Source organism: Microbulbifer sp. MI-G, assembly GCF_030440425.1.
GTDB lineage: Bacteria > Pseudomonadota > Gammaproteobacteria > Pseudomonadales > Cellvibrionaceae > Microbulbifer > Microbulbifer spongiae.
In genome coordinates this window covers 3,660,611-3,673,852 of the sequence record NZ_CP098023.1, presented here as the reverse complement: position 1 = coordinate 3,673,852, position 13,242 = coordinate 3,660,611, and the positions used below count along the sequence as shown (strand labels likewise).

The window sequence follows — 13,242 nt, the reverse complement described above, 5'->3', positions numbered from 1 at the left end:
AAATAGCATCTCACGTCCATCGTAGCCTTGAAGGTCGCCTCCGCAAATCCAACGATTCTCACAACACACCGCCCTGTATGTTTCTCATAGAATCAAAGGCATGCCCAATACGCATACGGATTTCAGGCTGATGTCGATTTTTTTGCCCCTCTTGTTCAGTCAGTGACTGCTGGCGACAACTTTTCCTGTGAATATTGCCTCGTAAACTATGAAACTTAAAGTGGTTTCTCTGTTTTAGTTGTAGTGGGCAGCTTCTGCCTTCAACCAGCAGCACTTGGAATAGGTTGAAATCGTGAACTACAGGGAAGCGCATTGGGTAGCTGCGCAACATATATTGATTGTTTGCGTGAGCGCAGTTTAGAAAGTTTCTTAGAGTGTTTCGTTATTTTTCCTGTTCTGGCGATGTTCCGGAACCTAATTGCCACAGCGCGTTTTATTGGCTTGAAGACCCTGCCAGATTTCGCCTTTGTCGATCTCCTTGTGTCCCTTAGGGGTGTCACGCCGTCTTTGAGCTTCAAAAAGCTAGCATCAAATACAGGTCACATTCTCGAAACATAGTTTTCATCAAGCCTGCAGTGGCCAGTTGCACCACAAGTGGTCAAATGGCTTTTGTATCGATTGCCTTATTCTTGCGTTTTAATTTCAAGAGGCAGCAGAGGCTATAAAAATCTTGGATTTGAAGCTTCAGCGTACCAACTGACAAGTTTTACAGGCTTTGCAGTAATGGGAACTTAAATACTATCGGTACAGCGCTTGTCTGTCTATCGGTATTGTTCTTATGTTTCTTTGTGGAAACTTTGTCCAAAGTGGTACTAGGGTCTCTTAAAATAATCAGTCTGATCAGCTCGACGAAAGGATCAGGTTTATTCAGCACATAGTGATGGTTCTCTAACTAAAAAAGGATTGGGTTACATTACGGTCTTGGATTTGCTCGGGTGATAGTGTTCTACAAAAATAATTTATTATCAGAGGCGTCCAACAGAAAATTCAATCGACTTACTTATTGCATGAGGTGGGCGCGGCATTCTACAATATAGGACAAATCGCATCTGTCACTAGACTATGAAACACTTAATCGTAGTCTATGCCGATGGTGACGGGAAAGCTGCGTTGATCGTCAACTGATTTGGTGCTGCAAGGGCAAACTCCCCTTGCGTGTTGAAGCCATACATGGGCGTCTGCAGCAGCAGGGATGTGCTGCTCAATTGTTTCTAAAGAGATGGGTGTAGCTTAAACTCAGGAGAGAACCTATTTTGATGATGAAAACTATTTTAGCCAGTCAGTAAGTCCACTTGCGCTAACTTCTGTCACTAAAAGCAAGAAGCTTTTAGGGATGCTGTCTGACTATGAAAAGTGCTCTGGATTTTCACGGCTGCTGTCGCTTTTTTGCGATAGGGTTGTAAGTTGAGAAAAATTTGCAGCCAACTAGTTGCAATTTACTTAACTTCAGGTTTGACAGCTGCGCTGTAATGTAGAGTTATGAACAGCTTCTTCTACAGGAAAACGAAGATAAAAAATATATTTTCTTGTTACAATTCTACGAAGAGGGTTTATAGGGGCGAGATTCGAATTGTCCACTTGTGGAGGCGGTGGTAACGATTATACATTTCTGCTACTAGCAGTTTTGGTGGTGATTGTGGAGAGTCAAGTGTTAGGGTAGAGATTGCTTTCTAAACCGTAGTTGATTTTTTTAAACAGTGAATCTCGTCGTTATAGTTCGGCTCATATTGTCGATGGCAAGGACATAGGCATACAAGGAAGTTGTTTGGATGAAAAAAATGAATGCCCCTAAATGAGTAACATGTTTTATCTATGCTCTGGATAGGTTGCCGATAAAATCCAATAAAGGAGCTAAATCCTCTTGTTGAGTTAGGTCGCTGAGGAGATGGAGATGCTGCACACGGATCTGCATGAAAAGGAAGTACGGTTACGCTGTCTTCACGGCAACAAGCTTTACACAGAGGCCGGACTTCTCCAACCTACCCGGATCCGTGTATGGATGGCAAGCTCTTACAAGCGCTCTAACAAATTTGGTGATCTGGCGGACTGACAAACCAATCTTCCAAGTCTGCCCCACCACACTGTGTTATTGGTGTAGGGTATGGGATTAACGAAAATACTATATTGATTTCTTTAATACCCTGAGAAATTTTTAGGGAAGTGGCAGCATAGAGTTTATTCCCAGAGCACGCACCAGCTCGGAAGCGAAAAAATACAAGCAAGGAGAGGCGATGTGTTTGAAGAGGGTGTGTGTACTGCTAAATGGTATGTATTATTCTGCAAAGCTGGAAGAGATGCTTTGGTGGAGTCAGGTTTATCAAATAAAGGATTTGTAGTTTACCGTCCAGTTATTGAAGGGAATAAAAAAGCAAATGGTAAAGTTGGTAAAATCAGAAAGGAATCAATGTTTCCCAGATATGTTTTCATTAGATTAAACGAAAGTTGTTTTCAAAAAATAGATGAAATCCGTTACTATCCAGGTGTTGTTAAATTTGTACAGTTCGGAATCGGTTACGCATCCATAGCTGATGACGTAATATGCAAGATTCGACAGTTCAGAGAGAATTGGGTTAGCCAAAAAAAGCAAGATGCTTATTTGCGAGAAGGCGACTTTGTAAATATTAATGCCGACGGTTTTCACGAAATCCTAGGAACCGTATCAAAATTGAGCTCTAAAGAGAGGGTCTTTGTATTGATTAATTGGCTGGAACAAAGTAAAGTGCTGGAGGTGCATATCGATTTGTTAGAAAAAGTAAGTTGAGATTTTCAGCCAGGGTGCTGGCTATAATTACGGTAGTGTAAAGTTTAGCTCTATTTTTAGTTTGACGTGTGTAAAGTTCGTCAAAATGGCGGAGCCTTTCTCAAATTTATTGTGATGCTTATTAATTTATAAAAATTGTATTGCTAGTGCCAACTGATTAAAGCGGCAAGACAGGATCTCTTGTGACAACAGTTTAAATGGATAGCGTTGGAAGCATGGTGCAAATGTGTATAAAGAGTGATTTTTCGAGAGCTAAATGACATCCTCCCCAGGGGAGGGCTTGTCTGTAGCACCAATCCCTTTCTCCCCAAGATACCGTGGTCGACAATCTGACACGGAGTCGAATGTTGTACATTTACTGCCTTCAAGATTGCGTTAATTTGTCTAGTTTTATTGCCGAAAAGGGTATCTGCGCCTCTCTATGGATACGCAATCTTGTTGATATATATTTCAGTAACTAACGCGTTCCTGATGAGATCACTATTGGTCATTTTGCCACTTCATAGTGAAAAAGATTAGGAAATATTATTTATAAGGCGAATGTATCTCTGTATGGGAGTGGCCTATGATTATCCAGGGGCAATCATCAATGCTTAAGCTCCATCAAGGCAAGGGCAAAATGGGGCCTAAATTATACAGAAAGCATGTAATGGGAATGAGTGATAATTCAGTAGGAAGGCTTACATCAGTGTAGAAAGTAAAATCAATCAGATTCATAGCGTTGCCGTGACTGCCGTGAACTTTCACAACCCTGCTTTATAGTGGAGCTTTTCCTTGATAATAGAGCTTGTGTCTGGAGTGATTCTAATGAAGCAAGAAAAGAGTCAGCAATTTAAAAGCACTCCAATGCCAAGGGCTTGAGTTGGAGAAAGAGAATCGGCATCAAAACTGACTGAAAATGAGCGGCCTTAAAATAAAGCATGGTTTTCTGTATTTTTTGAATTGTACCGGGATAAGGCTCACAATCTAAGTTATTGAAAACTGTTAAATTTGTCTTCTCCAATGTGATAGTTGAGGATACGATGGCAAGGCTTTACAAGTATTCATTAGGAATTGCAACATTCAACATAGGATATCAAAAAAGAAAACAACGGACAAGAAAGTGGTGATACTGATAGGTGCTGATATCGCTGAAGTGATATGGTCTAGATTGCTTTTACAATACTCCGGAAAGGTATTCAATTTGGTAAGGTCGGTATTCTTCGGAAGTCGATAAATGAATGCTAACTTTCATGTCGTTCACTGTCCATCTGGATTTGCTTTAAAGCAGTTCTCTTTGTGACTCGAGGCTTGTAGGTCCAGGCTTCTAACTCTCGAAACTACTCAAAATATTTCCACTAACAAGATTGAAAATATATCAAACAAAAGTCATTCGGTAAGATAAATCGACTATAAATTATTGTGATATGATTGACGATCTGGGATGATTGATTTACGGATATTAAAGATTAACAGGCTTGGGTGTTTTGGTGTTTTATTGCGACTGGACAAGCTGTCTAGATTACGCGTCAGTCAAATAGTGAACAGGATAGGAGATTCATAGTTTTCATTATTTATAATGAAGCTCATGTAAATGTAAACTAGGAGTTTTTGTTGGATATCAAATTAACGTCACCAAAAAAGAAAACCTTCCAGAAAAAATATTTATTATATGTTATAGCGTTAATGGGGATGCTGTACGCTGTTAGGTATTTATGGTTGTTTAGTCAGACAGGTCTGAGTATTGACAAAAATGAGTTGGTTTTTGGTGAAGTAAAACGTGGGGATTTCAGTATTTCTGTTCGCGGTACTGGTATTTTAGTACCTGAAAATATCCAATGGCTGTCAGCGTCAGTTGAAGCAGAAATTAAAAAACGTTACGTAAAACCTGGAGATAGTGTTAAAAAAGGGGATTTATTGGTAGAGCTGAGTAACCAGCAACTATCACAGCAATTAGAAGAGGCCGAGTGGCAGCTGGAGGCTGAAAAAGCCAATTATATGGCTGAGGTTGTCCGTTTAGATACCAGTATTTTACAGCAAGAGGCTGCAGTTTTAGATGCCGAACTTGCCTATGATCAAGGTCGTATCGAATATAAAGCGTTCTCTGATCTTATTGAACAAGGGATAGTGCCAAAACTAGATTATGTGCGTTCAGAAATTGCTATGAATCAGGCTAAAAGACGTTGGGAGTTTTCTGTCAGTCGGCTGGAAAAAATTAAAGATAACGTACAAGCTCAGAAAAATGCTAACGAAGCACGGCTGAAGCAGTTTATTAAGCGATTTGAACGGATCCAGCAACAGGTTACTGATCTGAAGGTTGTAGCTACTATTGATAGTATCGTACTGGATATACCTTTAGAGCCAGGTCAGCGAGTCAGGTTGGGAGATAACATTGCCAAGCTCGCAGAAAAGGACACATTAATTGCAGAGCTGCAGGTACCGGAAATCCAGGTCAGAGATATTGAAGTGGGTAAGCCTGTAATAATAGACACGCGAAACAGCAAGGTTAAAGGCGTAGTTTCTCGCGTGGAACCTACGGTTAATAATGGTAACGTACAGGTTGATGTAACCTTTTCCGAACCATTACCGTCTGATGCACGCCCGGATTTAAGTGTGGATGGTGAAATTTTTATTGCAAAAATACCAGATACCCTTTATGTAAAACGTCCATTGTTTTCACAAAGTAAGAGCAGTACAACGCTCTATAAATTAACAGGGGATGGACAATTTGCTGAGCGAATAGACGTTAGATTAGGGCTGGGGTCTGTTAATCAAATACAGATTATCTTGGGATTGGAAGCCGGGGATAAAATTGTAACATCCGACCCCAGTCGCTTTGATAGTTATCAAAAATTTAGAGTTCGATAGTTAAGTGGGGATAAGAAATACATCATGAGTAACACTAATATAATTAAACTGGAAGATATTCAAAAAGTATTTCATACCGATGAAGTAGAAACGCGGGCGCTAGCCGGTATTACCTTCAGCATTGACAAAGGTGAATTTGTCTCAATATCTGGACCTTCTGGTTGTGGAAAATCAACCTTGCTGTCAATTCTAGGATTATTAGATGCGCCTACAGCAGGAAACTATATTCTGGCTGGTCATAATGTTTCCGATATAAGCAGGAATGATAGGGCGTACATCCGTAATAAGGAAATTGGCTTTATCTTTCAGTCATTTAATCTAATTAGTGATTTGACTACAGAAGAGAACGTACAGCTGCCGTTAACTTATCGTTCTGATATAAATAAAGCTACCCAGAAACGCTTGGTTAAGGAGGCGCTGGAGAAGGTTGAAATGTCCCATCGGAGTAAACATTTTCCTTCGCAATTATCTGGTGGCCAACAGCAGAGAGTTGCTGTTGCACGTGCTATAGCGGGCAGTCCATCGCTGTTATTGGCAGATGAACCAACTGGTAATTTGGATAGTAAAAATACTCAATCAGTGATGTCCTTGTTGCAAAGGCTACACCGGGAGGGCACTACCATATGCATGGTCACTCACGATCCGCGCTCGGCATTTTTGGCTGAAAGAGAAATACATCTGTTTGATGGCTCAGTGACCAGTATAAGAAAAAATAGCTCTGCGGAAAGCAATAAACCGATACAAAAACAAGAACAGGTGAGTAAAGAGGAGAGCTAAATGAACTTCGCAGATTTACAATACTCGCTAAGGCTGTTATTGAAAAAACCCGGATTTACTCTGTTAACAGTCTTTGTTATGGCGATAGGAATCGGTCTTAGTCTTTTCCTGTTTTCATTTCTTAACACCATAATGTTTAAGCCGTTACCATTTCAGGATGGTGCTAGCATTGTTCAAATTAGTGGCTCAGAAAATGGAAAGAAAAACAATCGTAGAATTTCATTACATGACTACTATGAAATCAGAAATAATGTCGACGGACTGATAGAGTTCACCGCCTATCGCCCTACTAATTTAAATGTTTCTGGCCGTGATGGTGCACGTCGCTATGTGGGAATTGAAGCTGAGCACAATTTTTTTTCTTTAACTCGTACCCAGCCAATTCTAGGCAGGGACTTTATCCCAGCTGATAATTTACCTGGGAATGAATATGTGACCATTATAGGCTACGAAATCTGGCAGAACCAATTTGGTGGACAGGCGGATATTCTTGATCAAATCATTCGTATAAATGGTATTAGTACCCGTATTATAGGGGTTATGCCAGATGGATATTTCTTCCCCAACAACGCAGAACTATGGATTCCTCTTCGTGAAGATGCTACCCGGATTAATCGAGGTGATGCAGGTAATGTTTGGGGCATAGCTCATATGCAGTCTGATGCAACTATAGAAGAGTTGAACCAGCAGATTGCATTAGTTATGCAGCGCCTACAGCATCGGTATCCAGAAACCAATAGTGGCTTTGGTGCTTACGTGGAAACCATTCAAAAAGCAACTGTTGGTGATGGCATATCGGTGATATATGCCCTTTATGTAGTTGCAATTTTGATTTTACTTCTGTCCTCGGTTAATGTCGGTAATTTATTGCTTTCCCGGGCTGTTGAGAGAAATAAAGAAACGGCCATTCGAGTAGCACTGGGTGCTCCGCGCATGCGTTTAATTGCTCAAATGCTTTGGGAAAGCATCATGATTTGCTTAACTGGTGGTGTGATAGGCTTAATAGCATTGTGGTTAAGTCTTGAATTTACCCAGGGTATTATAGGATCTTTTTTTTCGGATAGACCTCGTTTCTGGTGGCAATTTGGTATAGATAGTTATGCGCTAATATTATTTGGTATTTTTGTCGTCAGCGCGATTGTGGTTACCGGATTAGTACCAGCTTGGAAAAATTCTGCGAGCAATTTTAATGCTGTATTACGCGATGGTACTCGGGGAGCACTAAGTAAAAAGTCAGGTCGGTTAAACCAGCTACTGGTAATCAGTGAAATATTTATCGCTATTATGGTTTTGATTGCGGCTACTGTTGCAGTTATAGGTGCAGCAAAAGCAATAAATGCAGATTACGGCGCTGATCCGGATAATATTCTGACGGCCAAAATCACTCTGAACGAGGCAAAATATCAGAATGATCAAGCCAGGATTCAGTTTTATAAATCATTACAAGCCAATCTTTCCAGCAAAAGAGAGATAGAGAAAGTAATGCTGGCTTCGGCATTGCCGGGGGAATTTGCTACTGTGATGCCAGTAGCCATTGAAGGGAAGGAGTATGGCCAGGGTAAAGAAGACAATCTTTATCCCAGACTCAACTATGTTGCGGTTATGCCGGGTACACTAAGAGATCTGGGTGTTTCCTTGGTAAACGGTAGATATTTTGACAGTAGTGATGATGGTCTCAACAACAAAACTGCAATTGTTACTGAAAGCTTTGTGGATAAATATTTCAACAATGCAGATCCAATAGGTAAGCGTATAAAGGTGGTGGACGAAACTGTTAAAAATCAGCAATGGTTAACTGTGGTTGGTGTGGTTGAACATACCATTCAAGGCTTGGCCAATCGCACCAGTAGGTTTGTACCAACTGTATTTCGACCTATTACTCAGGCTCCCTTAGCACAAATGACGATTGCTATGCAGATGAATGCTGATGAGGTACAAATGATCGCACAGCTTAGGAAAGTGCTTTCTTCGATGGATCAGGAGTTGCCAGCTTTCCGAGTCGAGCCCTATGTAGAGCGAATGAATCGTAATGTAGCGCCACTAATATTTATCACTAGTATTTTCTTTATTTTTGGTATTGCTGCTGCAGTGCTTGCGGCTAGTGGGATTTATGGAGTTATGACCAACACTATCAATCAGAGAGCCACTGAAATCGGTGTCAAGCGTGCATTGGGTGCCACTGATCTACGCATTATCAAAGACTACCTTTCAAAATCTTCCAAACATCTGCTTTGGGGGGGCATACCTGCGCTGTTGGTTGGTGGCGGCTTAGGTTTTGTCATGTCCAAAGTATTGGCCTCAGGAGGCTCCTCCGTGTTAATTATCACCGTGATAGTAGTATTCTCGTTGATTGCTACCATCGTGTTGTACGCAACCTACTTGCCTACTATACGAACCTTGAAAATGGAGCCTATTGAATCATTACGTGACGAATAGTGCTATTTCAGCTTAAATAGTCCTTTTGCGGAGCATCTAGCTGGTCTCAGGATCTATTGTATGAAGTGTATGTAACATGCCCCATGACCAGGAGCTACAGTGATCGGCAAAAAGCACCAGTATTTAAAGCTGAGATTTGCATTTGCAGAATATTACTCAAATCAATGTTCAGGAGAATGGTAGTGGGAGAGATAACCAAACTCAAAATTCATGAAAAAATAGCCCGCTATATGCTGGGGATTGTTTATTTATTCGGTGCAATAGATGGTTTTTTATATATCTTTTTTGATATAAAAATCACTGGGAATCCCACTGAGCCATTTTTAGCTGCATTAAAAGGAACGCTGTTTTTTTGGATTTTTATGAAGCTAATCCAGGCGATTGGAGCATTTAGTTTGCTTTTTAACTATCGACCAGCTCTCGGTTTCGCTTTGCTGATGCCTATTTCAGCGGTACTTTGCATGTATTATTTACTGGTTTTGCACTGGTACTACGCCTTCACCGTGGTGTTCGTTTGTTCGGCGATTTTATTGCGGGCATATTTGCCTAGTTACAAGCCAATATTGATGAAATATTCCTAGTTGTATCATTTTATTAGCATCGACAAAAACTATTAGTGTTTTGCTTAGTGCTATTATTTCTGAATATTCCACGATCATAGTCTAATACGAGGACTATGATTTTACACCGAGCAAGTGCAACCCTAACTTGGCGATGAAATAACTGATTGCTTGAAAAATATTGCTTGTCAATTTGAGCAAAGTTTAAATATAAGAACATAAAAGCAATATTGTCAGAAAACCATCTAATGAGGGTATAGTGTTTAAACTCATAGTACTTCGAAATTTATACAATTTACAGCCAAACTGGTTGGAATTTATAATCTGAGTATCACTACAGATACTGCATGATATTTATGATAAATCCCAAGGAAAAGACACCAAGTATAAAAATCATTTAACTATCTCGGCATAAGGCTGATATAGATCTTGCTTCTCAGCTTTATCCTGCAATTAGATACCGGTTACTGCAAGGATAGGAAAATAAAAAAAGCTTCCACACACAATCAGTGTAAATACAGGTTAGCGTACCCAGGTAATAAGTAATATATGGAAATAAATCGCTAACAAATAAAGTAATCCCGGTTGTCCAGAAAACATCACATTGTAAAAAATATGTATAAGTCAAGGACGCGTAATTTTTAGTCAGGATCCTCTGCACATTTTCAAAATTAGAAACAATGGATATGCCAATATGATCAAAGAGGTGTTTGATTTCATTATTGTTGGTGCAGGTAGTGCAGGATGTGTATTGGCGAATCGATTGAGTCAAATTCCTCGATTCAAGGTGTTGTTATTGGAGGCAGGTGACGAAGACAACTCACCATTGATTCGCTTACCTTTTGGCGTGTTTCCTCTCTATCATATGAAACGTTACAACTGGGGCTTCTGGAGTCAGGAAGATGAACAGCTTAATGATCGTAAAATTTACTGCCCTCAGGGAATGGGCCTAGGTGGCAGTAGTAGCATTAACGCTATGGTCTATGCTCGAGGGCATCAGAGGGATTACGACCACTGGCTGGCACTTGGTAATAAAGGCTGGGGTTATCAAGATATGTTGCGCCATTTTGTTGCTTGTGAAAATAATCAGCATATACATGATCATTTTCATGGTAGTAAAGGTGAGCTAAAGGTGAGAAGCCCTGACTATCTGCACCCCCATGATGAACGTTTGATACTGGCCGGATTACAGGCAGGATATAGTTTCAATAATGATTTTAATGGTACGGATCCGGAAGGTTTTGGCTATTATCAGGCTACTTTAGATGGGATTCAAAGGTGCAGCGCTGCTAGTGCTTTTCTTCATCCGGTCAGGCACAGAGAAAACCTCACTGTATTAACCCGCGCTCATAGCAAAAGATTAATCATAGATGGTTTAAAGGTAACAGGGTTAGAAGTTCAGCATAATAACAGCCATTTTGCCGTCAGAGCCAGTCGTGAGGTGTTATTGTGTGCAGGTACATATAATACTGCAAAATTATTAATGTTGTCTGGTATTGGTCCAGAACGGGATTTGTTGCAGCATAATATTACACCTCATTATTGCTTGCCCGGAGTCGGTGCCAACTTACAAGAGCATGCAAACTTTACTGTAACGATTGCGAGTCGCATCAAAGATACACTGACATTTACACCTATGGGAATATCTAAACTGGCACATGGTTTCTACCGGTATATGCGTGGTAAAGAGGGTATTCTATCTCGTCCAGTTGCTGCTGCTGGTGGCTTTGTTAAATCATCATCCGAGCAGCCTATTCCGGATATTCAATTGCAAGGGACCATAAACTTATTCAACAAACACGGTTTTGATACAAGTGTTATGAAAAGCCATGGATTTGGTTTACATGTATCTTTGTTGCGCCCTAAAAGCCGTGGTCGAGTAACATTAAAGTCATCTGATTTTAGAGATCCGCCGCAGATCCAGCTAAATCTGCTGACCGAGGAACAGGATCAAATAGACTTGTGTAACGGAATACGTATAGCTCGCAAAATCTTGTCTCAGCCTGCATATCGAAGTCATTATAAAATGGAGCTGATACCTGGGGAACTAGTGAAAACTGACCAGCAGTTGCGAGCAGAACTAATAGACAAAACCTACCATATCTTTCACCCGGCAGGAACCTGCAAAATGGGCAATGACGAGTTGGCAGTGGTCGATGATCAGTTGAAACTGCGTGGTATAGAAGGTATTCGCATCGCAGATGCTTCGATAATGCCAACTCTCGTGGGCGGCAACATTAATGCACCTGTAATGGCAATCGCATCCAAGGCTGCGGAGATGATATGTCAGACACATGAAAACCAATCTAACGGGAATGAACCAATAGTGAACAGTTTGAACATCTCCAATTTTCAACAAAAAGAACGCACTGACGTCAGCAATATGGAGTGTCTATTAGAAGCGCAAAAACAAGATTTTCGAAAAAATCCCTGGCCAGCCCTGGATATTCGTAAGCATCGTCTTCAACGTATGATTACCATGCTCAAAGAATATAAAGCACCGTTAGTCGAGGCGATTATTCATGACTTTGGACAGAGATCTCCTCATCAAACCAGATTAACTGATATCAACGCCACTGCAAGTGCCTTTAAGCATGCAATAAAAAATTTACCTCGCTGGTTAAAAAGAGAGCGCAGAAAGTCGCTTTTTCCACTTGATTTTCTGGGTGCCAAGTCAACGATTGAATATCAGCCAATCGGTGTTGTAGGGTGTATATCACCGTGGAATTTTCCTATCCAGCTAGCCTTGCAACCACTGGCCGGTATCCTTGCAGCGGGCAACCGGGTAATGTTGAAGCCCTCTGAACTGACCCCCGCTACCACAGAGTTGTTAAAGCGGGCTATTGCTAGCCATTTTGATGATCTGGAAATTGCCGTGATTACTGGCGGTGCTGAGGTGGCTAGTCAGTTTAGTCAATTAGCATTTGACCATTTATTATTTACCGGCTCCGGCAGGATAGGACAAAAAGTGCTGCAAAGTGCTGCAAAGCAGTTAGTACCGGTTACTTTAGAGTTGGGAGGAAAATCACCTGTAATTGTTGGCGCTGATGCAGACCTGCAAGAATCTGCGCTACGAATAATGGCAGCAAAAACCATGAATGCTGGACAAATTTGCTTGGCCCCTGATTATGTGTTTGTACCAGAAGCAAATATCGCGCCTTTTATCCAGGCTTGTCATAACGCTGTCAAGCAACTGTATCCTACCATCAAGGGTAACCGTGACTACACTGCTATTATCAATAAATGTCATATGCAGAGAGTATTATCTCTGTTAAAGCAAGCACAACAGGAAAATAGCGAAATTATTGCATTGACAAGTAATAATGATTTCTTGATAGAAGAGGAACAATGCTTGATGGTGCCACATCTGATCGTGGATCCTGAAGAGAATCTGGATGTCATGAGGGAAGAAATTTTTGGTCCACTTTTAGTACTTAAATCTTATCAAACACTATCGCAGGTCATTCACTATATAAATAGTCGAGCCAATCCGCTGGCTCTCTATTATTTTGGTAAAAACAAGGTAGAACAGCGTCAGCTTATTAAAGAAACCTGTAGTGGCGGCATGACGATCAATGATGCCATGTTACATGCAGCCCAAGAAGATCTACCATTTGGCGGCGTTGGCGCCAGCGGGATCGGAGCCTATCATGGTATCCATGGCTTTAAGCGCTTTAGTCATGCCAAAGCAATATACACCCAATCTAATTTTGTGGCTCGGCTGGCAGCCAAAATGAGACCTCCTTTTAAACACTAATAGCGTTTAATAAACAACCACACAGTGCATGTAAAAATACTAATCATGGTAAAACAGTGGTCTTTTTGATGACTGTTGTTCTTCAATTGCGTATTTCTTAAGCG

6 protein-coding genes are annotated in these 13,242 nt (G+C 40.8%); all 6 read left to right on the top strand.

All coding sequences use genetic code 11. The features are described 5' to 3' along the window. Window positions 1-2,233: 2,233 nt before the first annotated feature. The 6 genes from nusG (at window position 2,234) to M8T91_RS15030 (ending at window position 13,138) form a co-directional block, all read left to right on the top strand. Entirely contained in the window at window positions 2,234-2,761 is a 528-nt protein-coding gene (gene nusG / locus M8T91_RS15055) for a transcription termination/antitermination protein NusG (RefSeq protein WP_301414985.1), read from the top strand. Window positions 2,762-4,354: 1,593 nt separating this feature from the next. Further along, entirely contained in the window at window positions 4,355-5,608 is a 1,254-nt protein-coding gene (locus tag M8T91_RS15050; RefSeq protein ID WP_301414984.1) for an efflux RND transporter periplasmic adaptor subunit, read from the top strand. Window positions 5,609-5,632: 24 nt separating this feature from the next. Continuing rightward, the gene (locus M8T91_RS15045; protein WP_301414983.1) at window positions 5,633-6,385 is read left to right on the top strand and encodes an ABC transporter ATP-binding protein; all 753 of its coding nucleotides are present in this window, start codon (window positions 5,633-5,635) and stop codon (window positions 6,383-6,385) included. After that, window positions 6,386-8,821: an ABC transporter permease gene (locus M8T91_RS15040; RefSeq protein ID WP_301414982.1), complete on the top strand. Its 2,436-nt coding sequence runs from the start codon at window positions 6,386-6,388 to the stop codon at window positions 8,819-8,821. It abuts the gene before it with no gap. Window positions 8,822-9,003: 182 nt separating this feature from the next. Next, the gene (locus tag M8T91_RS15035) at window positions 9,004-9,402 is read left to right on the top strand and encodes a hypothetical protein (RefSeq protein WP_301414981.1); all 399 of its coding nucleotides are present in this window, start codon (window positions 9,004-9,006) and stop codon (window positions 9,400-9,402) included. A 673-nt stretch (window positions 9,403-10,075) separates the two neighbouring features. Then, on the top strand, window positions 10,076-13,138 hold the full coding sequence (locus M8T91_RS15030) for an aldehyde dehydrogenase family protein (protein ID WP_301414980.1): 3,063 nt from the start codon (window positions 10,076-10,078) through the stop codon (window positions 13,136-13,138). The last annotated feature ends 104 nt before the right edge of the window (window positions 13,139-13,242 follow it).

What these genes read in the sequence shown, in the direction of transcription:
- M8T91_RS15045 (WP_301414983.1), top strand. Translation starts at nt 5,633, where the DNA reads ATGAGTAACACTAATATAATTAAACTGGAAGATATTCAAAAAGTATTT.
- M8T91_RS15040 (WP_301414982.1), top strand. Translation starts at nt 6,386, where the DNA reads ATGAACTTCGCAGATTTACAATACTCGCTAAGGCTGTTATTGAAAAAA.
- M8T91_RS15030 (WP_301414980.1), top strand. Translation starts at nt 10,076, where the DNA reads ATGATCAAAGAGGTGTTTGATTTCATTATTGTTGGTGCAGGTAGTGCA.